This is a genomic window from Chitinophaga fulva (genome assembly GCF_012927205.1).
Taxonomy (GTDB): domain Bacteria; phylum Bacteroidota; class Bacteroidia; order Chitinophagales; family Chitinophagaceae; genus Chitinophaga; species Chitinophaga fulva.
The window spans coordinates 1,449,485-1,471,932 of record NZ_JABBGC010000002.1 but is presented as its reverse complement, the minus strand read 5'-3'; the positions used below and the strand labels follow the sequence as shown (position 1 = coordinate 1,471,932).

18 protein-coding genes are annotated in these 22,448 nt (G+C 49.4%); 11 read left to right on the top strand and 7 right to left on the bottom strand.

All coding sequences use genetic code 11. The features are described 5' to 3' along the window. Nucleotides 1-3 precede the first annotated feature (3 nt). Both HHL17_RS22490 and HHL17_RS22485 read left to right on the top strand, forming a co-directional pair. Nucleotides 4-1,554, top strand: coding sequence for an SLC5 family protein (locus HHL17_RS22490; RefSeq protein ID WP_169227032.1), 1,551 nt, complete (start codon nucleotides 4-6; stop codon nucleotides 1,552-1,554). Next, nucleotides 1,554-1,967, top strand: coding sequence for an L-rhamnose mutarotase (locus tag HHL17_RS22485; RefSeq protein ID WP_169227031.1), 414 nt, complete (start codon nucleotides 1,554-1,556; stop codon nucleotides 1,965-1,967). Before HHL17_RS22490 ends, HHL17_RS22485 begins: the two co-directional genes overlap by 1 nt. On the opposite strand, the gene HHL17_RS22480 is transcribed toward HHL17_RS22485, so the two are convergent. Continuing rightward, nucleotides 1,954-2,835, bottom strand: coding sequence for a helix-turn-helix domain-containing protein (locus tag HHL17_RS22480; protein ID WP_169227030.1), 882 nt, complete (start codon nucleotides 2,833-2,835; stop codon nucleotides 1,954-1,956). The two genes, HHL17_RS22485 and HHL17_RS22480, sit on opposite strands and share 14 nt — an antisense overlap. Before the next feature lie 201 nt (nucleotides 2,836-3,036). Between HHL17_RS22480 and HHL17_RS22475 the strand changes: the two genes are divergently transcribed. The 4 genes from HHL17_RS22475 (at nucleotide 3,037) to HHL17_RS22460 (ending at nucleotide 7,967) form a co-directional block, all read left to right on the top strand. After that, the gene (locus HHL17_RS22475; RefSeq protein ID WP_169227029.1) at nucleotides 3,037-5,340 is read left to right on the top strand and encodes a hypothetical protein; all 2,304 of its coding nucleotides are present in this window, start codon (nucleotides 3,037-3,039) and stop codon (nucleotides 5,338-5,340) included. A gap of 175 nt (nucleotides 5,341-5,515) precedes the next feature. Beyond that, nucleotides 5,516-6,526: a terpene synthase family protein gene (locus HHL17_RS22470; RefSeq protein WP_169227028.1), complete on the top strand. Its 1,011-nt coding sequence runs from the start codon at nucleotides 5,516-5,518 to the stop codon at nucleotides 6,524-6,526. Between the two features lie 28 nt (nucleotides 6,527-6,554). Then, nucleotides 6,555-7,526 carry a terpene synthase family protein gene (locus tag HHL17_RS22465; RefSeq protein WP_169227027.1) on the top strand — a complete coding sequence of 324 codons (972 nt, stop codon included), beginning with the start codon at nucleotides 6,555-6,557 and terminating at the stop codon, nucleotides 7,524-7,526. Between the two features lie 45 nt (nucleotides 7,527-7,571). Further along, nucleotides 7,572-7,967 (top strand): DUF4240 domain-containing protein, encoded by a 396-nt coding sequence (locus tag HHL17_RS22460; protein ID WP_169227026.1) that lies wholly within the window; start codon nucleotides 7,572-7,574, stop codon nucleotides 7,965-7,967. A 65-nt stretch (nucleotides 7,968-8,032) separates the two neighbouring features. On the opposite strand, the gene HHL17_RS22455 is transcribed toward HHL17_RS22460, so the two are convergent. The 3 genes from HHL17_RS22455 to HHL17_RS22445 form a co-directional block, all read right to left on the bottom strand. Beyond that, a complete protein-coding gene (locus HHL17_RS22455; RefSeq protein WP_169227025.1) occupies nucleotides 8,033-9,736 on the bottom strand; it encodes a RagB/SusD family nutrient uptake outer membrane protein in 1,704 nt (567 codons plus the stop codon). 24 nt (nucleotides 9,737-9,760) lie between these two features. Then, nucleotides 9,761-12,886, bottom strand: a complete 3,126-nt coding sequence (locus HHL17_RS22450) for a SusC/RagA family TonB-linked outer membrane protein (RefSeq protein ID WP_169227024.1) — start codon at nucleotides 12,884-12,886, stop codon at nucleotides 9,761-9,763. A gap of 202 nt (nucleotides 12,887-13,088) precedes the next feature. Continuing rightward, the gene (locus HHL17_RS22445; RefSeq protein ID WP_169227023.1) at nucleotides 13,089-15,584 is read right to left on the bottom strand and encodes a glycoside hydrolase family 95 protein; all 2,496 of its coding nucleotides are present in this window, start codon (nucleotides 15,582-15,584) and stop codon (nucleotides 13,089-13,091) included. Between the two features lie 316 nt (nucleotides 15,585-15,900). On the opposite strand from HHL17_RS22445, the gene HHL17_RS22440 reads away from it, so the two are divergent. The 5 genes from HHL17_RS22440 (at nucleotide 15,901) to HHL17_RS22420 (ending at nucleotide 19,265) form a co-directional block, all read left to right on the top strand. Next, a complete protein-coding gene (locus tag HHL17_RS22440; protein WP_206156127.1) occupies nucleotides 15,901-16,251 on the top strand; it encodes a winged helix-turn-helix transcriptional regulator in 351 nt (116 codons plus the stop codon). An 86-nt stretch (nucleotides 16,252-16,337) separates the two neighbouring features. Continuing rightward, complete coding sequence (locus HHL17_RS22435) at nucleotides 16,338-17,045, top strand: VOC family protein (protein WP_169227022.1); 708 nt, start codon at nucleotides 16,338-16,340, stop codon at nucleotides 17,043-17,045. 143 nt (nucleotides 17,046-17,188) lie between these two features. Further along, on the top strand, nucleotides 17,189-17,977 hold the full coding sequence (locus HHL17_RS22430) for an SDR family oxidoreductase (RefSeq protein WP_169227021.1): 789 nt from the start codon (nucleotides 17,189-17,191) through the stop codon (nucleotides 17,975-17,977). A gap of 61 nt (nucleotides 17,978-18,038) precedes the next feature. Beyond that, nucleotides 18,039-18,440 (top strand): GlcG/HbpS family heme-binding protein, encoded by a 402-nt coding sequence (locus tag HHL17_RS22425; RefSeq protein ID WP_169227020.1) that lies wholly within the window; start codon nucleotides 18,039-18,041, stop codon nucleotides 18,438-18,440. Between the two features lie 21 nt (nucleotides 18,441-18,461). After that, nucleotides 18,462-19,265, top strand: coding sequence for a helix-turn-helix domain-containing protein (locus tag HHL17_RS22420; RefSeq protein WP_169227019.1), 804 nt, complete (start codon nucleotides 18,462-18,464; stop codon nucleotides 19,263-19,265). A gap of 7 nt (nucleotides 19,266-19,272) precedes the next feature. Here the strand turns inward: HHL17_RS22420 and HHL17_RS22415 are convergent, their stop codons facing one another. The 3 genes from HHL17_RS22415 to HHL17_RS22405 all read right to left on the bottom strand — a co-directional run bounded on the left by HHL17_RS22415 (nucleotide 19,273) and on the right by HHL17_RS22405 (nucleotide 22,407). Next, nucleotides 19,273-20,583 carry an alpha-L-fucosidase gene (locus HHL17_RS22415; RefSeq protein WP_169227018.1) on the bottom strand — a complete coding sequence of 437 codons (1,311 nt, stop codon included), beginning with the start codon at nucleotides 20,581-20,583 and terminating at the stop codon, nucleotides 19,273-19,275. Nucleotides 20,584-20,656: 73 nt separating this feature from the next. Further along, nucleotides 20,657-21,358 (bottom strand): LytR/AlgR family response regulator transcription factor, encoded by a 702-nt coding sequence (locus HHL17_RS22410; RefSeq protein WP_169227017.1) that lies wholly within the window; start codon nucleotides 21,356-21,358, stop codon nucleotides 20,657-20,659. After that, nucleotides 21,355-22,407 carry a sensor histidine kinase gene (locus HHL17_RS22405; protein ID WP_206156126.1) on the bottom strand — a complete coding sequence of 351 codons (1,053 nt, stop codon included), beginning with the start codon at nucleotides 22,405-22,407 and terminating at the stop codon, nucleotides 21,355-21,357. Before HHL17_RS22405 ends, HHL17_RS22410 begins: the two co-directional genes overlap by 4 nt. Nucleotides 22,408-22,448 lie beyond the last annotated feature (41 nt).

Below are 22,448 nucleotides of genomic sequence, written 5' to 3'. Positions count from 1 at the left end.
CCTGTGAATATATTGCTTACCGGGGTTGATGGCATCGTGCTGGTGTTGTATCTCGTTGCGCTTTTTGTGCTGGGCTTTTACCTGGGCAGAAACGGCGGAAAGGATATATTTTTAGGCGGCCGTTCACTGCGCTGGTGGCAGATAGGTTTTTCCATGTTCAGCGCCAATGCCGGTCCTATGATGCTGATCGGTATGTCCAGCCTGGGGTTTTCCCATGGGGTGGTAGGCGCCAATTTCGAGTGGCTGGCATGGATATTCCTTTTGCTGTTGGCCATGTTCTTTCTGCCCCGGTACCTGTCGGCCGGCATCAGTACTATTCCGCAGTATCTGCTGCACCGCTACGGGAAAAGCGCCTATAATTTCCTGGTGATCTATAGCCTGGTATCTATATTGGTGGTATGGCTGGGCAGTGCCTTGTATGCCGGCGGGCTGGTTATTTCGCAGGTATTGGGTTGCCCGCTGATGTACGCCGTGGCGTTGATTGCATTGATCGCTACCAGTTACACGGCAGTCGGTGGTTTCAGGGCGGTGGTCCGCACGGGTATCTTTCAGTCGGTCATTATTATCTTATCATCGCTTATACTGACTATCCTCGCGTTTAACAGGATGGTGGCAACAGACGCTGTGCATCATGCTGTGCCGGCGGATTTTTGGAAACTGCTTCATGGCACAAACGACCCGGAATACTCCTGGGTGGCTATCCTGGCGGGGTATCCGGTGGTGGCTATTTACTACTGGTGTGCCGACCAGACGATCGTACAAAAAATGCTGGGGGCAAAAGACCTGCGGGAGGGGCAATATGGCGCATTGTTTATTGCGGCGCTGAAGATCATCACGCCGTTTATATTTCTGCTGCCCGGTATTATCTGCTTTATTTTATTCAGGGATATTACTACCGCTGACAATGCATACATCACGCTGGTGAAACAACTGATGCCAGCTGGTTTCCGGGGCCTTTGTATTGCTGCGCTGATAGCCGCGCTGATCGATACCGTGTCATCGGGGCTCAATTCATTTAGCACTGTATTTACGCTGGATGTGGTGGCGCAGTTCCGGGCAACAAACGAGGACAGCAGGCTGCGTACAGGCCGGTGGGTGACCGTGCTCGCCTCCTTGCTGGCAATAGGCATTGCGGCGATATTTTTATATTCCGGCAAAGGACTGTTTGAAATTACGCAAGGCATGGTGTCTATACTGGCGCCGCCGTTGTCAGTGGTATTCCTTGCCTCCATTTTCTGGAAACGGACCAATACTAAGGCGGTGCTGACGGTATTGTACGGTGGAGGGACGATATGTCTGCTAACGGGGTTGTGTTATCTGCTGAACTATCCGTACAAAGGTTTCTGGCCGCACTTTCTGCTACTATCGGTGTATCTTTTTATGGGGTTGGCGATATTGATTGTGGTGGTATCATGGTTAACGCCGCCATTGCCCGTGGTGGCAGATAACCCGGCAGCTGCCACGGTTGAGGGCCTCGGGCCATCGCGCAGGGTATGGGCAGGCTGGGCGGTATTGGCTGCTGTTATGATGATTATTTATTTTTTATTACGTTGATGATGAATAAAATATTGCTGGTTTTTTTTGCCATAGCTATGGTGGCATGCGGTAGCCACAAAGCAGTGAAAACGGAAGAGAAGGTTTTCGTGGTCAATATTGTACCGGAGGAAAAAAAGCTGCAGGAATATCTTCGCTACCATCAGCAGGTATGGCCGGAAGTGGAAGCTGGTTTTAAGAAAGCCGGTTATCAAAAGATCACGCTTTACCGGTATAAGTATTTACTGGTGATGAAAATAGAGGTGCCTGCCGGCGCGGACCTGCAACAGATGGGAAAAACAGCGGAGGCATACAGTCCGCGTTGTGCGGAGTGGAACCGGCTGATGGGCGGATACCAGGTAGGCGTACCCGGTACAGGCCAGGGTGAAACCTGGGTGGAAGCTACGCCGTTCTATGAATTCAGGAAGGAATAACGATGCTGTGTTCGTTGTACCGTTTAATGAAATCGCGGGGGGATACGCCCTTAATATCCTTGAAATGTTTGTTGAAGTTGGAAATATTGTTATACCCGCTTTCGTAGCAGGCCTCTGCTACATTGTGATGTCCTTCCAGCAATAGTTTGGCGGCATGTCCTATCCTCACCTCTTTCACAAAGTCAATTAAAGTACGGTTGGTTTTCCGTTTGAAGAAGCGGCAGAATGCGGCGGAAGACATGGGAATAAGATCGGCCACGTCCTGTAAGGCAATTTCCTCTCTGAATTTGCCGAAGATATAGTCAAATACTTTGTTGATTCTATTGGCTTCCCCGGAGTTATCGACGGCGTTGAAGTAGGGGGAGGAAAGCACTTCCACATAGGCCGACTGTGCCAGCATATCCAGCAACTGCAGCATCAGCGCGGCTCTGGTAAGCCCTGTCTGACAAAGCATTTCCTGCATCAGGTTTTTGGCGGTGGTAATGGCAGGGCCGGTGAAAAGCAATCCCCTGGATGCTTTTTCAAAGAGCACGTTCAATTGCCGCGCTTCCGGTTTTTCCAGCAGCTGCCGCCCCAGAAAGTCCGGGAAGAAATGCACGACCGTTGCCACCGGTGGCTGGAACGGATCTACTGCCTGGTAATACTGCCAGCAATGTGGCAGGTAGCTACCCAGCAATACCAGCTCGGTACCCTCAAAATCCCTGATGTGGTCCCCGATGAAACGTTTACCGCTGCAGTTTTCAATCAGCGCGATCTCAAAGTTCACATGTGACTTCAATGCCGTGTATTTCCTGATCTCCAGAAATTCTGACCTGATGGTGAATGACTGGTCGGCAGGAAAGGTGAAGTTCTCATAAATGTACTGCATATAAAACTGGCATACTCCTGATGCCAAAATAACAAATTTTCACGGTAATGATACTTTTTTGTTGATGCAAAAAAAGCATAGGTATTCGTCAAATAAGGGGTGGTAAAATGGTGCTGAACCGCCGACTTTTGCACTTTAGCTGTCGGTGAGGTGATGAAAAAGAGCCGGATAAGGATGACAAAAAAGTATATTATTATCAACATGAGTATAAAGTACCGCATTTTAGTCACTACATTATTGTTGAGTACGCATATCCTTCAGGCGCAGCAACAGGTGGCCAATGCCCTGCTCAACCAGCTGCATGGCTCACTGCGGTACAACGTATGTCAGTATGATGGTACTACTTTGCTTTCGGAACAAACCTTTCAGCAGGAGCGATTGCAGACAGGCAGCGGCGACTGGCGGCTGCAACTGCGCACCACCGCTTTGCCCGGCGGCGCTACTGATGTACAGATGGTATGCCAGCTGGAACGTGGCACTGCCATTCAAAGCGCGGTAACGGTGTCGCTGGACTTCGCCAGGTGGAGCGCCGGGAATTATGTATTGGTGCCGGCAGCGGTATATAATGGCAATCGTTACCGTTCCATCGGTAATGGATATAACCCTGACTATCCCCGGGATATGTACTATCATCCGGGGGTACCACTCACCATTTCCAATAACCCGCGTTTATCTGCTGTTGATGGTCAGGCATCGGTGATAGCCCTGCAAACCGGTAATGCGGCCACGCCCGCGGTTTGTTTCTTTTCACCACAGGAGAAGAAAGGGTTTGTCCTGCTCACCACCCAGCAAACCAGTCTGGGTAACAGCGGCCTTACGATTACAGAGAATGGCGCCAAAGACAGTTGCTCGCTGTCTATATCAGTACCGGCTATACGAAAACTGGCGACGGGCTTCGGTGATTTTCACCCTTCCGGCGATCGTGCACCCGACTGGAAAGCAGGTGATGAAGTAACGGTCCATTTCCGGATGTATGCATTCGATGCGGAAAACATTCCCGCGTTGCTGCAACGTTTTATGGAGCTACGGAAAGAACTGAGCGGGCCCAATCAGCCACGGAACATACTACCCATGAGCAAGCTGCTGCAATGCGCTACAGATATTTGCCGGGGGAATTTCATAGAAGTAAAGACAGGAGCTTATTACAGACCAGAGAACAATGATGACTTCCAGTTGGGGTGGGTGAGTGGTATGATCAATACCTATCCCATGCTGGCCTTGAATGATGAAAAAGAAAGAAAACGGGTAGCCCGGGAATTGGACTTTGTGACGGAGAAATTGCAGGGCGAAAGCGGTTATTTCTACGGTGGCATCACCGCGGAGGGTAAGCTACGCCCGGAGAAAATGCATCCGGATTTTCCGGAATTGCAAGCCATGGTGAGGAAGAACGGCGATGTGTTGTTTTGGCTGATGAAACACCTGTTGCTGCTGAATGAGCAGGGGTATGGGAAGATGATCAGGCCACAATGGGAGCAGGCGGCCAAACGGCTGGCAACGGCTTTTGCGGCTACCTGGCAAAAGCATGGTGAGTTCGGACAATATATTGCTCCGCGTACCGGAGAGATTGCGGTTTATAATTCCACGGCGGGGGCCATCGTGCCTGCGGGCATGATGCTGGCCTCCCGCTATTTCCACGTTGTGGCATGGACGAAGATGGCAGAAAATGCGTCCGCCTTTTATTACCTCCGTGATGTAGAAAAACAGGGTCTTACCGGCGGCGACTGTGGCGACATTTCACAGGATGCCAACTCAGAATCGGCATTCGGGTTCCTGGAGTCGCTGATGGCCATGTATTATCATTCAGGGGACCGGCGTTGGCTGCAAAAGGCAGAAACACAAGCCGCCCTCTGTGCTACATGGGCACTTTCCTATGACCCTGTTTTTCCTCCCGGAAGCGCTATCGGTAAGTTGCAAAGTCATATGGCCGGCGCCATATGGGCCAGTATCCAAAACAAACATGCGGCACCTGGTATCTGTACCTCTTCCGGTGATGCGCTGTTTAAACTCTTCCGGGCCACTGGCAACCGCCGCTACGCCGACCTGCTGCGGGATATCCAGCATGCCCACGCGGAAGCGGTGAACATGCCAGGTCACCCCACCACCAACAACCTGGTCGGGTCTTCCATGGAGCGTATCCAGCCCAGCGATGCGGAAGGGAAAGGGAGTATCGGCAACTTCATCAACACGCGCAATTCCTGGACGGAAACTGCCGGAATGCTGATGGCATTGGAAGTGCCGGGTATCTATGTCAACACCGACAAAAAGGATATATACGTCTTCGATCATGTTACGGCCAAAGTGGTAACAGCAGAAAAATCTGCTATGGTCATCACGGTAACCAATCCAACTATGTACAATGCGTCGGTATCGCTGCTGGCGGAGAACGACCGTCAGGCTGCTGTACCGCTGTCATACACCGCATTTGTAAAATGGCCGCATGTGACTGTGAACGCCGGGCAAACGGTGACGGTCCGTATTACGCGGGAAGGTGTTGTGGCCATATAGTGATTTACGTCTCCCAACAAATACAGAATAAAGCAAGAATGTGTCGCCCTCCGGGATTTCCCGGAGGGATTTTTTTTTGAAAATGCTGATCCATGATACAGTGCGGTCCGGATGCCCCTGTGCTGTCTTATATTTAATTAGCATTCCTACTGTTCCGTGACCCAATTTCTTTTTTATGAACACTACAAATATCCTGGCTATTTCGCAGTTCCATTATCCTTTTCCTATGCTTAAAAATCCATACGCGGAAGCAATGCAGGAAATTACCGACAACCAATGGATAGACGGGGTGTATTTGTCGTTGTATAAAGATGATCCTGATACAAGGACAAAGTATAAAATGACCAAAACGGCGCACATTGCCGCTCACTGGTTTCCTACGGCGGCGCTGGAAAGACTGCGGCCCGCCTGCCGTCTTATGTTGTGGACACTTTATAATGACGATAAGTATGAAGAATACAGCCCGGAAGAAATATCTTTTATAGAACAACAAAGCCTTTCCGTCCTGAAAGGTGAACTCAGCGCGGGAGATGCCGGTATTCCATTAGGTGGTTTGCTGGCCACGCTGCGGGAGGAACTGATACAGTTCGTTTCTCCGGAATCCATGGGACGGTTTACGGAGGGCCTGCAAAGATACTTTAATGGCTTAAAGCAGGAGCAGCATTACAAAGCGCTGAAAACATTTCCTGCTGTGGAGGAAAGTCTGGCTATCCGGGAAGATTCTCTTTGTCTGTACCCCTTCCTGGAACTGCTTGATCTGGAAACAGGTTTGTCACTTCCGGATGAAGTACACCAACATCCTGTAATAAAGCGCCTGAAGGTGCTGACGGTCCGTATGATGGTCTGCTTCAACGAAGTGCAATCATTTTCCAAAGACGAAGCTACGGATGCTATCTATTACAACGTGTTAAAAGTGATACAGCATCACGGGGTACTTTCATTTGAAGAAGCCTGCCGGCAGATCATCCACATGCATAATGAATACCTGAGGGAGTTTCAGTACCTGCAACATTTCCTGCCCGATTTCGGGCCATGGCAGGATGCAGTCGTCAACAGGATCCATTATTTCAGCATGACGCTGAACGGATGGCGGTCCATCTCCTCCGGCCTGGACCGGTATAATTCATTACAGGGATTTCCGGACGCACAAACCGCAAAAAATGCTTTGGGTGGCCGGACTGAATGATGTCGTGTAAAGATCAATACCAAAAGATATGAAACGAGAACTTAACATACCGGTGCTGCAATATCCATGGCCTACTATTCCAGCGCCATATCCTGATTATTTCGCAAAGGAAGAAGCCGGATGGCTGGATGCTGATTATACATTTATGGCGGAAGAAGCAGTCAGGAAATACAAAGGTCATTGTTTGGCCGATGGTGCTTCGTATATGGCGCCCACCACCATCAATATCGATCATTTAAGACCGATGGCCCGCTTCTTTCTGTGGCTGACCCTCTACGATGATTACTATGAATTATGGCCGGTAAAGCGTCTCGCTGAGGAAAGGGACCGCATCATTGATATTATGTTGGGTGAATCTCCCAAGGCAGGAGATATCGGACTATACCGGCAGGCAGCGATATTCCGGGACGAATTCCTGTCTTTTATGCCCTATGAATGGATGGAGCGGCTGGCCAAATCCATGTACCGGTACACTACCTACGGCATCATGGAAGAGCACCGATACAGAACAGAAAAACGTTTCCCGTCGATTTTGAACCTGACTTACCTGCGGGAGTATGCTATCGGGATGTATCCCTATGGAGACCTCGTTGAACCGGGTATCAATTTTGCCCTGCCCCGGTATATTGCGGAGCATCCGGTGATCATGCGGCTCAGAACACTGCTGTGCCGGGTGATGTTCATCCAAAACGACTGGTATACGCTGGAAAAAGAAATGGCAGAAGAATCCGAAGTATGTAACATGATCCTGGCCTTACGGCATCATCACAAAATTTCATTGGAGGAAGCGATGGAAGAAGCACGCCGGATGCACGATGAGTACGTAAAAGAGATGGTGGGGTTACAGGATAACCTGCCTGACTTTGGAGATCACCAGAAAGCTGTGGAGAACTATGTCTTCCATCTCGGCCTGAATATAACGGGACTGAATGACTGGTACAATGCTATGACGGTGCGGTACATACCCAGTGAGTTTGCCTGGCATAAATTAAAGCAGTAAATTGAAGCGTTCAATATTAACCCATTTTTATTTATTTGTTATATCATGGATAACGCATCAATTAAGTTACCCGAAGATTTTAGTCATATCAGTGACTGGTTCTGGGATATTATCAGCTACGCAAAAGAAGACAGGAACACGCTGAAGGAAGCACTGTCTGCTATGGATAAAGCCGATATACTACGGTTCCAGGAACAGTTCGTCGATGCAGCGATAGAATTACAGGATGAACCCTTCACTGACTATATGGAAGAATCGGAAGACGGAGTGGAGGACATCTCTCATTGGATTGTCAGTAAAGGAAAAGCTTTTTATGCGGATATCATCAACCATCCGGAAAATACACCCCATTCGGTGACCGGTAATACAGACCCCATTCTGTATGGCGTTGCCGATGAAGTTTTTGTGGATAAATTCGGAGAACCCACTGGTATTTATTAATCCGTTAACTATAAAGGCGGGCAAGCATTCACTGCTTGCCCGCCTTTATTATTTAAACCAATCAATTAATAACCCTGGTTCTGTTCCAGCACTGCGCCGGTATTCTGTGTGATTTCGGTAGACGGTATCGGCCACAGGTTATGATACGGCTCAATCGTCAGCCCTGACTTCGGATTGTATTTTTTATCCCGATCATAGAGTTTTCCCAAACGGGTAAGCGTTACTGCTCTGAACTCTTCCATATACAACTCTCTCAGGCGTTCGTCCAGGATGTAATCAATGTTCATTTCCGCGGTAGTGGCAGGCGTGGCGCCGGCCCTGTTCCGCAATACGTTCACATCGTCGGTAGCTTTCTGGGCATCACCTTTGGCGAGATAAGCCTCTGCTCTCAGCAGGTAAGTTTCTGCCACACGGGCCATGTACTTCTGCATAAACAAGCGGGAGGCGCCATTCAGTAAAAATCCGCCAAACGGATTGGTCACATTGGTGAGGATGGCCGGACCCGCCGCGGACACGAAGTCCCCGGCAGAAGGAGACGCCTTCCTGATCACCGGGTAAAAGTTACGGATAGTATCCCTGAAGTCCGCCGGCGCTACTTTCGCTTTGTAACCGTCTTTTACATACCACTTGCCATAGTCCGGGGAATTGGCAGGTACGCCTGAAATCCGGATATCCCTGACGATATTGTAGGAAGAGTTGCGCATATCCCCAGGCGTCCATATTTCATAAAAGAAGTGGGAGGTAGGCCGTATCCAGCCAACGCCGTTGGAGGAAACGCTGTCCACGAATTTGGCATTGAACAGGATAGCCATTTTGGTTTTGGTGGTGGCCTCTGTAATCCTGATACCCGTTAAGCTGGGAACAACGGCCCATGCTGTCTGATCGCCCACGGAAGCTGAATTGTTCAGGGTGCTCTGAATCACCAACAGCCCTTCGTGGTTGCCGGTGCTGTAGTTCTGGTTGTTGTATTCAAACAGGTCTCGGTATACATCTCCCGGTAAATTGGCCCTTCTGCCGAAGCGGCTGTTCATCAGGGACACGCCACTAAAGTTAATCACGTCAGAAGCGCTGGCAATGGCGCCGTCATAGTCTTTCAGGGAGATCAGTACCTCTGTGAGCACATGTTTGGCGATTTGTTTGTTCACCGTGCCATCCGGCACCTGGTTGATGTCGGACAAGATGCCGATAGCCTGTTGGAGGTCTTTTTTACATTGCTGGTACACGGCGTCGCGGCTGGCGCGTACATAGTCGTAACGCGGACCGGAAAGCTCATTCAGCTCAATAGGCACGCCGCCGTACAGGTTGGCCAGTACGTTGTAGGAATAGGCCCTGAAAAACAATGCCTGGCCCAGGAAACTGTTTTTATCGGCATCACTGAGCTTAGTGGATTTAGATACCTGGCTGATGACCAGGTTGGCATTGGTGATGATTTTATAAAATGCCGTCCACATATTTCCGGGAATAAAATAGGTGGGCAACATGGTGGCTTTATAGGCATTTAACTTTGCGGCAGGGTCATAGTCGGTACCATTATAGGCGAAGTCGGTGGCGTAATACAACCCGAAGTAAGTATCCAGGTTGATATTGCCCATGTAGATGTTCCTGACGCCATTGTACAGGTTGTTGGTGGCCTGTTGGAACTGCGTGGAGGTTTGCAGGGAGTTGTCCGGTGTATAGATAGACAGCGGGTCTTCATCCAGAAAACTCTTGCTGCAGGAAGATAACGCCGCTCCGATGCAAAGAAGGTATATAAAGATTGTTGGTTTCATGTTGGAGAGTTTACGGTTGAAGCATTAGAATGTCACGTTTACACCAAGGGAATAGCTCTTCATCACGGGATAGCCGTTCTGGTCAAGACCCATACCACCCGGCATTCTCAGTCCGAGTGAAGACCGCTGGCTGGAAGACGGATTGGACTCGGGGTCCCATCCGTCCCATTTGGTGATGGTCAGGAGGTTTTGCGCGTTCACATATACGCTGGCCGCTTTGAGTATCTTTAAACGGCTCAGCAGGCCCTCTGGTAAGGTGTAGGTCAGCGTTACGTCCTGCAACCGGATAAAGCTCCTGGACACATACGGCCCGAAGTTTTCACCCAGTGTGGCCACATAAGCCGCAATGCTTCTGTAGCGGGCATCCGGATTATTGGGTGTCCAGTAATCATATACAAAGCCATTGTTGTTGCGGATATTGTCCGGGTTTTGCAGCATAATACCGGGTGCTCCGAGATATCCGTTTTTACCACCCTGTATGGTGTTGATGAAGAATTTCAGCTGGAATGCTTTGTACTGGAAGCTGTTGGAGATACCCAGGCTGTAAGAAGGATCGAGTCTGCCTAATATCTGTTTGTCTTCCGGTGTGATCTTTCCATCGCCGTTCACGTCTTCTACTTTGTATTGTCCGGCTTTGAATCCCTGTGCGGCAAGACTTGCAGGAATTTGTTCACCGATCTGGTACATGCCGGTGATCTTATAATCATATACCACGCCGTAAGGCTGACCGATAAAGTAGCTTAATATCGGGTCGCTGCCATTGATCAGGTTGTTTTTGGTGCCGTCGATATCCACCACTTTATTGCGGTTTCTGAAGAAGTTGGCCGTTACTTCCCATTTGAAGTTTTTGTTGGACACCGGTACGCCGGTGATGTTCAACTCCTGTCCGCTGTTCTGGATTTTACCAATGTTGATCAGGAAGCTGTTGAAACCGGTGATGGTAGGCGTAGCCCTGGAATTCAACAGGTTGGTGGAATTGGAGAAGTACAGGTCCAGCGAGCCAAACAGCCGGTTGTCGAAGAACGAAAAGTCTACGCCGGTGTTAAAGGATTTTGTTGTTTCCCAACGCAGACCGGAATTAGGCAACTGGCTGAGATAGGAGCCGAGTTGTGCGCCGCCGGAGGTGCCGTACAGATAACCGCTCGATAATCCAACGGTCATCTGGGAGAGCGTCTGGTAACGGCCAACGGTCCTGTTACCGGTAGCGCCGTAAGACAATCTCAGTTTCAGGTCATTGATCACGTTGACAGACTTCAGGAAGTTCTCTTCTTTCAGGCGCCATGCAAATGCCAGGGATGGAAAGGTGGCCCACTTGTTGGTGGCGGAGAAACCGGAAAATCCGTCTCTTCTTACCGTACCTGTCAGGATATATTTTTTATCGAACGAATAGGAGAGCCTGGCCATCTGGTACAGCGCCTGTTCCTGCCAGGGGAGTATGTCCATGTCGTTGGAAACGGTCAGCCGTGCAGGATCGCCTACGTCCAGCCTGTTGTAGGACAGCACACCGTTGGTGATGCCGCCGGCGGAAGTGCTGCTGCCATCATGTTTGTTTTTTTCTGCACCATACAGTAAGGTGAGGTCCACACCATGTTTCCCGAAATCCCTTTTATATGTCAGGATGTTGTCGATCGTCAGGAAATAATTGGTCATGTAGGTTTTATAGGCGGTGGCTTCTACGTTGGGGGCATTGTAGTTAAACCGGTTCGTATAGATGTAGTTGTTACCGAAGTTCACGCGGTAGTTCAGACCTTTCACATACGGGATATCTACGCTGACGAAGAAGTTGCCGATCATATTCATATTCCGGTCCAGGTCTTTCGATCTTCTGAGCACTTCCAGCGCGGTGGGCGTGGTGGTTTGTGCATAGAATTCCAGCATCTGTCCTGTCTTTGGATCGAAAGGCAGGTTATATGGTTTCAGGAACATGATATCGGAGAAGGCGGGCGACACACCGCTGTAATCATTGATGGACAACCCCGTTTGTGCACCAACCGTCAGCCAGTCTGTAGGTTTGGCCTCTATGTTGAGCCTGATGCTGTTTCTGCGGTAGTCATCGTTTTTGATGAGGTTCACCTGGTCAAAATAACCATAGCCCAGGTAAAGACGGATCTTTTTTGATCTTCCGCTTAAACCGATGTTATGGTTGTGGATCCTGGGACGGGCGTTGGTCATTAAATCCCACCAGTTGGCTTCGTAACCGTTTTTATAGTTGTCGCCTTCTATGCCTGGCATTTTCGTAGTGGGGTCCCAGTTAGGGTTCATTTTTGTCGGGTCGTTGGGATCACGGCTTTCCGCGAGGTACCAGTCACCGACTTTCTGTATATACTGAGCGCCTGACGCCGGTCTCATTTCCTTTTTGGTCATCTCCTGCATGGAATATGACCCGCTGTAATCTACCGTGAGATTATCTATCCCGCTGGCGCCGCTTTTGGTGGTGATCAGTACCACGCCGTTGGACGCCTGGGAGCCATACACGGCGGCGGCACTGGCATCTTTCAACAGATCAATGCTCGCGATGTCCGACGGGTTGATGGAGGTGAGCGATCCCCTGTATATCAGGCCATCTACTACAATCAGCGGGGATGCTGTACCGGAGATAGAGTTCCTGCCGCGTACCATTAGGGTAGGGTCGCTACCGGCTCTGTTCACCTGTCCTACGGTGAGGCCGGGCACCGTACCTCTTAAAGAAGACATCACGCTGGCGTTGGGGGATTGTTTCTGTACCTGCAGGTCCGCTTTGGCTACGGCGCCGGTAACGTCCTGTCTTTTTCGGGTACCATAACCCACTACCACTACGCTGGTCAGTTCACTGACCGTGGACGTCAGTACGAGCGAAAGCTCGGGATTCTTGCCGGAGGTGATTTTATATCCCGCAAATGATTTGGCATCATAGCCAATCATGCGGGAGCTGAAGGTGTAGCTGCCCGCCGGTAAGTTGGTGAAGACGAATTTGCCGACACTGTCGGAGATGGCGACTTTCACCCGGTGACCGTTAGACACTGCTTCCACAGAGGCGCCGGGAAGTGGTGAGCCTCCGGCGTCTTTTACTGTTCCGCTCACATTGCCGGTGTTTTGTTGTGCATACGTTTGCATAAACATGGAACAAACGGAGAGCATTGTTGCAATAGTTATTTTTACTATTCCTCCCATAAAACGATTTTTTGAATGATAGATGTTTGGCGATAAAGCAATACCAGGCAGTAGCCCCCGGGCTACGCATGTTGTCCATTTGGTAGGTTTAAAAGTTTTTTCTTAACGTGTTTGGAATATAAGTGGCTATTGGTTTGTGACTGTTTGGTTGATTGAATGCAAAGGTTTGCATAAAATGATGAAAAAAAAAGCCTGTTTTGGTTTACAGGACTTTTGATAATTGGCTGTTGAGCTTGATGACTTCCCCTTTCCGGGTGGCATAGCTGACAGTCTTATCGTTTGTTTTGATGTTCAGGTTTCCGCCGAGTTTGGATGTTACAGTGGCGTGCAGCAGTTTTCCGTTTTGCCATTCCATGTCGATAACAAACCCACCGCGTGCGCACAAGCCGGACACACGGCCGGATGCCAGCGCATCGGGCAGGGAGGGCAGCAGCGCGATCTCAAAAGTACCGTCGCTTTTCCTGTGCTGGCTTTGCAGCAGCATCTCTGCGATAGCAGCGGTGGCACCGAAATTACCATCGATCTGAAAAGGCGGATGATTATCAAACAGGTTGGGCAGCGTCTTTTTAGTGAGCAGTCCGGATAACAGCCGGAAGGCATGATTGCCGTCATGCAGGCGGTTCCACATATTGATTTTCCAGGCGAGGCTCCAGCCGGTACCATCATCGCCGCGGCCTTCCAGTGTTTTGCGTGCGGCAGCTGCCAGTTCCGGTGTGCCTTCCATCGTGATCTGGTTGCCGGGATATAAGCCAAAAAGGTGGGAGGTATGGCGGTGATGTGGCTCTTTCTCGGGGTAGTCTTCCGCCCATTCCATCACGCGGCCGGTAGCGGGACTGATACGCACCGGTGGCAGTCGTTGCAGGGTAGCGGCGCATTGTGCCCTGAAAGCAGGATCGATGCCCAGTGTAGTAGCGGCAGCAATACAATTATTCAACAGGTCATGAATGATCTCTATGTCCATGGTGGCGCCATAGGTAAATACAGAGCTGGTGCCATCAGGCAGCAGGAACGCATTTTCAGGCGAGTAGGAGGGATTGGTGACCAGTTTGCCCGGACATACCGTGCCTGCGGGCGCTTCCACGAGGAAGTCGAGCATAAACTCTGCTGCGCCTTTCATGAGCGGATAACCGCGTTGCGCCAGGAATGTTTTATCGCCGGTGTAGGTGTAATGCTCCCACAGGTGTTGTGCCAGCCATGCCGCGCCCATAGGCCATATGCCCTGTGGCCCGTCAGCCGGAGCGGTGAAGCCCCAGGCATCTGTGAGGTGATGTACCACCCAGCCTTTGGCGCCATATGTTTGCCGTGCGGTGCGCGCGCCGGGTTTGGCCAGCGCTTCTTCCAGGTCAAACAGCGGCTGATGCAGTTCACTCAGATTGGTGATTTCTGCCGGCCAGTAGTTCATCTGCACGTTGATATTGGTATGGTAGTCTGCATTCCATGGCGGCGTCATCTGCCAGGCCCAGAGGCCCTGCAGATTGGCAGGCATATGCCCCGGTTGAGAGCTGGAGATCAGCAGATAACGGCCAAACTGAAAATACAAGGCTACCAGGCCGGCATCGGGACTGCCCGTGCGACGGGCATATTCCAGCCTTTCGTCGGTAGGTAGCGCGGCGGCTACGGTATCGCCTGTATGAAAATCCAATGTCACCCTATCGGCATATTTTTTATAGGCTGCGATGTGTGCTGCTTTTAAAGCGGTATATGCTTTGGCGGCTGCGGTAGCAGCATAATTCCTGCATTGTTGTACCGGGTCTGTGTTAACAGTGGTAATGCCTTTGGCCAGGTTTTTCAATCCGGGGTAGTTGGTGGCCCCTGTTATATATAACGTAGCATCGTTGGCATTCTCTACATACAAAATTCCGTCCTTGATATAGACGCGGCCACCATTGTTCATTACTTTGGCGCGCGCCGCAAACCTTATCCCGCGGGGCTTTCCGGTGGTATCTTTGATAGGCAGCCGGCCATCCAGCAGGAGCGCGGCATGATCGGAGGCGTCAGGAATACACCGGGCATCCTGTTGCCGTCTGAGTGTGAACCGGAAACTTATCTTACCAGGCCGGCTCGCGGTAAACTTCACTACTACGGCGTTATCAACGAAGGAGGCAAAATTTTCACGGGTATATTCCACGCCATCGGCGGTGTATTTCACGGTAGCTACGGCGGTGGCTACATCGAGGCTGCGACTGTAATTGTCCGCATTGGTTACCGGCTGATCGAGCCATAGTTCACCGAGCGACTGGTACGGTTTTATCCTTTCGGGCACGCCCAGCATGGTTTTGCTGGCCAGCTTCACTGCTTCGTTGTTTTTGTTTTCAAAAAGCAATCGCCTTACTTCCGGTAATGCTTTTAAGGCGGCGGGATTATCAGCATCCTTCGGGTATCCGTCCCATAACGTACTTTCGTTTAGCTGTATCCGTTCGTCTGCCACGCCGCCAAATATCATGGCGCCCATACGGCCGTTGCCCACCGGTAGGGCTTCTTCCCATACACGGGCGGGGCGGCGGTACCACAATACAGGACCGGCCGGCTTGTTCGCCTGACTACTGCATTGCGCCCGGTCTTCCCAACGCGCTGTAATATCTCCGGCTCTTTCAGCCGCAGGCACAATGCTCGTCTGCGCATGCGCAGCAGTAACAGTAAACAGAAATCCTGTGATCCAGGTATTTTTTCTGAACGCGGAACGTATTGGTTGATACATCAATCGATTGTTTTTTTTAGGGACAATACCAGAAAAGTATAAAATAAAAACTATCGTCAGCAGCAAATCCCTACCACCGGTAAAATAATACCAGCAATTGCTCAATTAGTATTCAAATGGGCTGTGGATGCGCGAAGTAACGGACTTGTAGTTTAAAGAGGGTGTTAAAATGACGCTTATTTCCCCAGGTGTAATGAACATCTTCTGATCTAAAAAAGCCATGCGGTGACGTGTCCTGATTTCGATGGTCCGGTGCAGCAAACTTTACAACCAAATCTTATTGTAACTTGTCTTCGCTCCAGGTTAAACTATCATCATGGAATTTACATACAACAACAGGTTATACTATAATCCTATCGAATTTGTCATGACACACATCGGCGGTACATGGAAAATGCCTATTCTCCTGTGTCTGAGAAACGGGGCTGTACGATACGGTGATCTGAAAATAGCTATTCCACGTATTTCTGACAAAATGCTGATTACCCAGTTACGGGAACTGGAAGACAAAAAAATGCTGACCCGGCATACCTATATCGAAAAGCCGCCAAGGGTGGAGTATGAACTTACATCGCTTGGCCGGAGTGCATTGCCCATTATTGATCAGCTGACTGCATACGGTTTTTTTCTGATGAACGAAGTCGGTGTAGAGAGCAGCCAGGACTAATATTTCCTTTATATACAAAAAAGTATATAAACATGGCGCGCTGCGGGGGAGTGACTAGGTTTGCGGCAATCAAACGATTTGCTCCAATGACTGATAACACCCGTAAAAAAGTATGGACCACCATTCCGGGCCTGCCATGTGCCTCCATAGAAGAAACGCTTTCCTTTTGGGAAATGCTGGGATTTGAGATCACCTACAAACAAACCCGCCCTTATCAATACGGTGTCGTGGAAAGGGGCGGGTCTGCGATACATTTTGGCGGTTTCAAAGGGATGGGAACAGCCCAGTACCATGGTTGTCTCGTAGCGGTGCCGGACGCGGCAGAAGTGTACCGGGAATTCACGGAAAGAATGAAGGCAAAGCTGGGGAGAGTACCCCATACCGGCCAGCCGCGCATCTCCCGGATGAAACCCGGCACCACCCGGTTTACATTAACAGATGTTTCCGGTAATGGCATCATTTTCATTGGCCTGGGTGACAAAGACCAGGAAACATGGGAGGAGGCCGACAACGAGCACCAAAGTCCGCTGCGGAAGGCCATCACCCAAGCCACCAGGTTCAGAGACTATAAAGAAGATGAAAAAGCGGCGGTGAAAATCCTGGACGTGGCGCTGAAAAAAGCGGCTCATGAAGATAAGGTGACGATGGCAGAAGCACTGATCATACGGATGGACCTGGCCTCCGTGATGGGGGACCATGACTATGCCGCAGAGTGCAACCTACAGCTAAACAAACTTGACCTGCCGGAAGGGGATATGAAACGTCTTAAGGAACAACATGGAACCAGTATGTAGCATGACCCTCACCTGGATGCAGTAGCACCCCTTTACCATCCCCCTGAAGTGGTGAGCTGCCCGGCAATATGAATTTGGACTTCTCGCCAAGCTATTTTATAACTGGTTTGTTCAATTTTGTGGTGTACTAATTTTCTTGACAGATGAGTAAAACCATTTTAATAACAGGAGCAGCCAGTGGATTTGGTAAAATCGCCGCGTTTAAACTGGCTGAGAAAGGACATAACGTCATTGCCACTACGCAGGTATACCCGCAGATGAGCGACCTGGTCCGGGAGGCCGCGGAAAAAGGGATTGAACTCACGGTTGACAAACTGGATGTGACCAATCCCCGCGATATCGCCTATGTGCTCAAAAAATATGACATCGATATTTTAATCAGCAACGCCGGTATCATGGAAGGCGGTCCTATCGCAGAACAGCCATTGGAACTGGTGCGCTCGATGTTCGACGTGAATCTTTTTGGCGCATTGGAGCTGGCACAGGGCTTCATCAAAAAATTCGTCCGGCAGAAAAAAGGGAAAATTGTATTCACGTCCTCGATGGGCGGCTTGTGGACGGTTCCTTACGTGGCCGCTTACTGTGCCTCCAAACATGCACTGGAGGCCATTGCAGAAGGACTGAAAACCGAACTGGCCCCTTTCAATATTAAAATTGCTACTTGTAATCCTGGTGTTTTTGGGACCGGCTTTAATGACCGGGGCGTGGATTCCATTGCCCGCTGGTACGATCCGTCCGTGAATTTCACACCGGCAAGCGCATTCGACGGCGTCGCAGACTCCCTCGCACATCAATTAGACCCCGAATCCATGGCAGACGTCATCGTAAATGTGGCGTTGGATGACCAACCTAACTTTAGAAACGTGCACCCGAAAGAAACAGAAGATTTTGTGAAGCAACTGCAAAGTGATGCCTGGTCAGTGAAAAGTTAGGCGAATGCACAGGCATTTGCCTGTGCATTTCTTTTTATCCATATCTCCATAAAAAAAGAAAATGAATATAACATATGATAACGCTGCGAAAGCAGTGTCGGCGGCAATAGAGAAAGCCAGGGAACTGAACATACCGGTGAGCATAGCGGTGGTGGACACCGGCGGGCACTTGGTAGCTTTCGGCCGGTGGAACAGCGTATACGGCGTGGCAGACTTTGCTGTCAAAAAAGCGAAGACAGCGGTCATGTTTGGCGTAGATACTGATGTAATGGGTACTATCATTGCCGGGGCCGGTATGAACGGATACGGAATGATCAATGCCAATGAAGGCCTGTTGACCATTGCGGGTGGCGTCACTATAAAAAACAAAGAAGGAAATATGATCGGGGCCATCGCTTCGTCTGGCGGAACACCGGAACAAGACAAAGAAATAGCCATGGCCGGGGCACACGGAAATCTTTAGGATTTCCGCGATATTCGTATTATGGAAGCTAAAGCTGAAATCATATTTGACAGGTTTGTCTATTCCTGTGCTTTTGAGAAGTACAGGGGACATGAAGAGTTTATACCCGAACATTTTTTAGGGTTTCAACTCTCAGGGGAAACCCATGCATTCCATGCTGATGGTCATGCCGTGATCAGGGAAAACACCGTTGTATTTGTACCCAAAAATCAACTCATCCGCACCATTAAATATCCGTCCAAAGAAGGAAACTATCAGTTCCTCGCCATCACACTGGATACCGCAGCATTGCGACGTTGTGCAGCAGAAAACAAAATCAGCGTCAGCGGCGGCTACAGGAACAGTCAAAAGTTGTTCTTCAAACCGGATGAGTTTCTCAGAAGTTATTTTATGTCCCTCACCCCGTATATTAACCGGACAAAAGAAGCTACCCCCAAACTGGCTGACCTGAAGATCAGGGAGGCCATAGAACTGCTGCTGCAAAGCAACCCGGATTTCAAAAATTTACTGTTTGATTTTTCGGAGCCCCACAAAATAGACCTGCAGGAGTTTATGCAACAAAACTACATGTTTAATGTTCCGGTGGCTACGCTGGCCAGACTAACCGGCCGGAGCCTCTCCGGCTTTAAACGGGATTTCGCCAAAATATTCGGCACCACGCCGAAAATATGGCTCAAGGAAAGACGGCTGGAGGAAGCACATTACCTGATCAGGCATAAACAACAAAAGCCGTCTGATTTCTACCTGGAGCTGGGCTTTGAAAACCTTTCCCACTTTTATTTTTCGTTCAGGCAAAAGTACGGTATCACCACTTCGGAGGTATAAGACAAACTTATTTTATTACAGGAACCGCTTCGGTATTGTTGTCCATGTCCAGTTTAACAACATATTCCTGTTGCCCTTTGAGCGTAGCCGGGAGTGTCAGAAGATATGTTCCGTTGCTGATGGTGGTGGGTACGCTGAGGCCTGTCAGGGTGCGCGCCTGCCGGATGCTCATGTTCGGAATGGCTTTCAGCGATATCTCAGCGAGCCGGGTATTCAGTACATGCACAAATATCGCGTTGTTGCTGCGGGTGGTCACATAGTCTGCGGTAGGTTCATAAGGACCGCCTTTGGTGTTATAAACAGCAGCACCATTTATTTTCAGCCAGTCGCCTATTTCTTTCAGGCGTTTGATTTGCCGGGCTTCTATCCGTCCATCCGGCATAGGGCCTACATTCAGTAACAGGTTACCATTGCTGCCGGCAGTGCGGGAGAGAACGGACAGGCACGTGTCCAGCGGCTCCAGTTTGTCGTTGGGTTTCCACGCCCACTGTTGACAGATGGTAAAACAGCTTTCCCACGGCATAGCCATATTCAGGCGGCCTACTACCCGTTCCGGCGTATCATAGTCGCCTACCATCTTCGCTGCATCTATCGCTTTGTTGTCCATGGCGGCGAATTCTTTTCCCAGCCTGTTGTTGGTGATGATATCCGGTTTTAAGGTAGTCAGGTAAGCATAGATATCTTTGCCCATATCGTTGGTCCATGGCTGTTCCCACTGGCCATCGAACCAGAGCATATATGGATCGTATTGTTCAATCAGCTCCCGGAGCTGGTTTTTCATGAAAACAAGATATTTGTTCATGTCTGCTTTGGGGTCGATCTGACCATTATGTGCAGAGTGAATCGGGTAGTCAGGATGATGCCAGTCCAGTACGGAATAGTAGATGCAAAATTTGATGCCCTGCTTCTTACAAGCCACCTGTAAGGCTTTGACGATATCCTTCCGGTAAGGTGTATGGGCGATGTTGTAATCTGTATACTTCGTAGGCCACAGACAGAAGCCGTCGTGATGCCTTGCGGTGATGGTCAGGTACTTCATGCCTGCATCTTTGGCGGTTTTGACAATGGCGTCGGCATCAAAAAGCACGGGATTAAATTCCTTGTACAAGCTGTCGTAATCGTTGATGGGAACTTCTTTGTCCCGGCTCCAGCCGATCTCAGTGCCACGCAGGCTTACCGGTCCCCAATGAATAAACATGCCGAAGCGGTCACTCATGAATTGTTGCAGGGCTGCTGCCTTGGTGCGTGTCTGGGCATATGCCGGTAAAAAGCAGATGGCCAGTAATAGGGAGAGGAGCGTGCGGCTTGTTTGCATCATGATGGAATTATTTTTAATGCTTGTCTTGTTCACTTTCTCAATAGTACAAATTTTATAGATGATTTATCGGTCTTTATTTCCGCTCTGTCCATTCACCCACCAGCTTGCGGTAGGTTTCTCCGATAGGCAGGAAGGTGCCATCAATCATCTGGATTTGATTGCCCTCAATGAGTTTGATTTTGTTCAGGGGAATGATATACGAACGATGAATGCGCACGAACTGCTTTGGCGGCAGCTTTTCAAGGATATCTTTCATGGTCTCCAGCACCATGATCTTTTCATCGGTGGTGTGTATCCGGATATAATCTTTGAGCCCTTCTATATAGAGAATATCATCAGTAGCGATTTTATAATGTTTGCGGTCGGCTTTTACAAACAGGGAGTTGTCGGTATCGTCCGTCGTCTGGAAGGTTTCCTGCCAGCGGGTGTACTTTTCTACGCTCTGGTAGAACCGGTTGAAGGTGACCGGCTTCAGCAAAAAATCTACTACATGAAACTGGAAAGCGTCCAGCGCATATTCCGCATAGGCAGAGATGATGATGAAATTGTGTTTTTGATTAAACAATTGCATCAGCTCGATCCCCGTCAGTTGTGGCATCTGGATATCGAGGAAGATCAGGTCAACGGTCTCCCGGTTCAGCACCTCAATGGCCTTGTAAACGTCACTGTCAGCGTACAGCACATTCAGCTGCGGCACTTTGGAGGCGTAGTCCGCAATCAGTTTTACGGCAAACGGCTCGTCGTCTAATATGATACAGTTTATCTTTTTCTTCATCGTAGTTGAATTAGCAGCTCGGCGGTGAACCGGTTGTTGTCCCGGGTCAGGTTTAACTGATGCCCATCGGGATAGTGAATTTGCAACCGTTTTTTCAGATTATCAAGGCCTATACCGCCTAATTTGTCTTTTTTTTGCGTGCCGATTTCGTTGGAGGTCTTAAAAATGAGTTGCTGGTTATCGGCGGTAAGTGTAATCTCGATGGGGCTTTCGCCGGACGTGGCCCCGTGTTTTAAAGCATTCTCCACCAGCGGTGACAGTATATAAGGCGGTATTTCGATGTGCTCATTTTCTACTTTACTGGTAAAATGTATAAACCCTGTTTCCTGGTGTCGCAATTGTTCCAGTTCGATGTATGCCTGTATATAGTTGATTTCATCCGCTAACCTGACCTTCTCTTTTTGTGATTCGTAGGTGGTGAACCGCATTACCTGGCTGAGTTTTTCAATCGCGGTCAGTGATTTGTCGGACTGAAAATATACCATGGAGTAAATATTATTGAGCGTATTGAAGATAAAATGAGGATTGATCTGGGCTTTCAGGAATTTGATCTCCGTATTTTTATTTTCTTCCAGGATTGCTTTGTTATATTCCAGGAGACGGATGAAATAAATGCCCAGCCAGAGAAATGAACTGAAAATGATAGGCATGCTGCTGTAGTGCAGGTTGTCCAGCATATAGTTGATAAACGTGGGGTTGATGTAGTTCGTTTGGTTAAACAACATCCCGGTGATCACCTGTTCCGTTAACCATCTCGCGCCGGTAAAGAACAGGTAAGAGACAAATAGGCCGGCCAGCAGCTTTACCCACCGGAAGGATTTGAATACCTGCTTCATCACAATAAAATAGTGGAAGTAGAAGGTGAACACAAATACGATCACGTAGGTGGTGTAGAAGAGGTCAGGCACGAGTATCCTGGCATGTATAGGATTTTTAACGAAAGTAAAATAGGCAGTCAGTATCCAAAACAGGATATGGACCAATAATTCCCTTTTTCTCGATAATGTGCCCTGGTATACCATCTGACTGTTTTTTACAAAGCTATTCATTTCCAAAAAGATACAAAACCGGGTTCGTCGGAAAACGAAAG

What these genes read in the sequence shown, in the direction of transcription:
- HHL17_RS22485 (WP_169227031.1), top strand. Translation starts at nt 1,554, where the DNA reads ATGATGAATAAAATATTGCTGGTTTTTTTTGCCATAGCTATGGTGGCA.
- HHL17_RS22480 (WP_169227030.1), bottom strand. Translation starts at nt 2,835, where the DNA reads ATGCAGTACATTTATGAGAACTTCACCTTTCCTGCCGACCAGTCATTC.
- HHL17_RS22475 (WP_169227029.1), top strand. Translation starts at nt 3,037, where the DNA reads ATGAGTATAAAGTACCGCATTTTAGTCACTACATTATTGTTGAGTACG.
- HHL17_RS22470 (WP_169227028.1), top strand. Translation starts at nt 5,516, where the DNA reads ATGAACACTACAAATATCCTGGCTATTTCGCAGTTCCATTATCCTTTT.
- HHL17_RS22465 (WP_169227027.1), top strand. Translation starts at nt 6,555, where the DNA reads ATGAAACGAGAACTTAACATACCGGTGCTGCAATATCCATGGCCTACT.
- HHL17_RS22460 (WP_169227026.1), top strand. Translation starts at nt 7,572, where the DNA reads ATGGATAACGCATCAATTAAGTTACCCGAAGATTTTAGTCATATCAGT.
- HHL17_RS22455 (WP_169227025.1), bottom strand. Translation starts at nt 9,736, where the DNA reads ATGAAACCAACAATCTTTATATACCTTCTTTGCATCGGAGCGGCGTTA.
- HHL17_RS22450 (WP_169227024.1), bottom strand. Translation starts at nt 12,886, where the DNA reads ATGGGAGGAATAGTAAAAATAACTATTGCAACAATGCTCTCCGTTTGT.
- HHL17_RS22445 (WP_169227023.1), bottom strand. Translation starts at nt 15,584, where the DNA reads ATGTATCAACCAATACGTTCCGCGTTCAGAAAAAATACCTGGATCACA.
- HHL17_RS22440 (WP_206156127.1), top strand. Translation starts at nt 15,901, where the DNA reads ATGGAATTTACATACAACAACAGGTTATACTATAATCCTATCGAATTT.
- HHL17_RS22435 (WP_169227022.1), top strand. Translation starts at nt 16,338, where the DNA reads ATGACTGATAACACCCGTAAAAAAGTATGGACCACCATTCCGGGCCTG.
- HHL17_RS22430 (WP_169227021.1), top strand. Translation starts at nt 17,189, where the DNA reads ATGAGTAAAACCATTTTAATAACAGGAGCAGCCAGTGGATTTGGTAAA.
- HHL17_RS22425 (WP_169227020.1), top strand. Translation starts at nt 18,039, where the DNA reads ATGAATATAACATATGATAACGCTGCGAAAGCAGTGTCGGCGGCAATA.
- HHL17_RS22420 (WP_169227019.1), top strand. Translation starts at nt 18,462, where the DNA reads ATGGAAGCTAAAGCTGAAATCATATTTGACAGGTTTGTCTATTCCTGT.
- HHL17_RS22415 (WP_169227018.1), bottom strand. Translation starts at nt 20,583, where the DNA reads ATGATGCAAACAAGCCGCACGCTCCTCTCCCTATTACTGGCCATCTGC.
- HHL17_RS22410 (WP_169227017.1), bottom strand. Translation starts at nt 21,358, where the DNA reads ATGAAGAAAAAGATAAACTGTATCATATTAGACGACGAGCCGTTTGCC.
- HHL17_RS22405 (WP_206156126.1), bottom strand. Translation starts at nt 22,407, where the DNA reads ATGAATAGCTTTGTAAAAAACAGTCAGATGGTATACCAGGGCACATTA.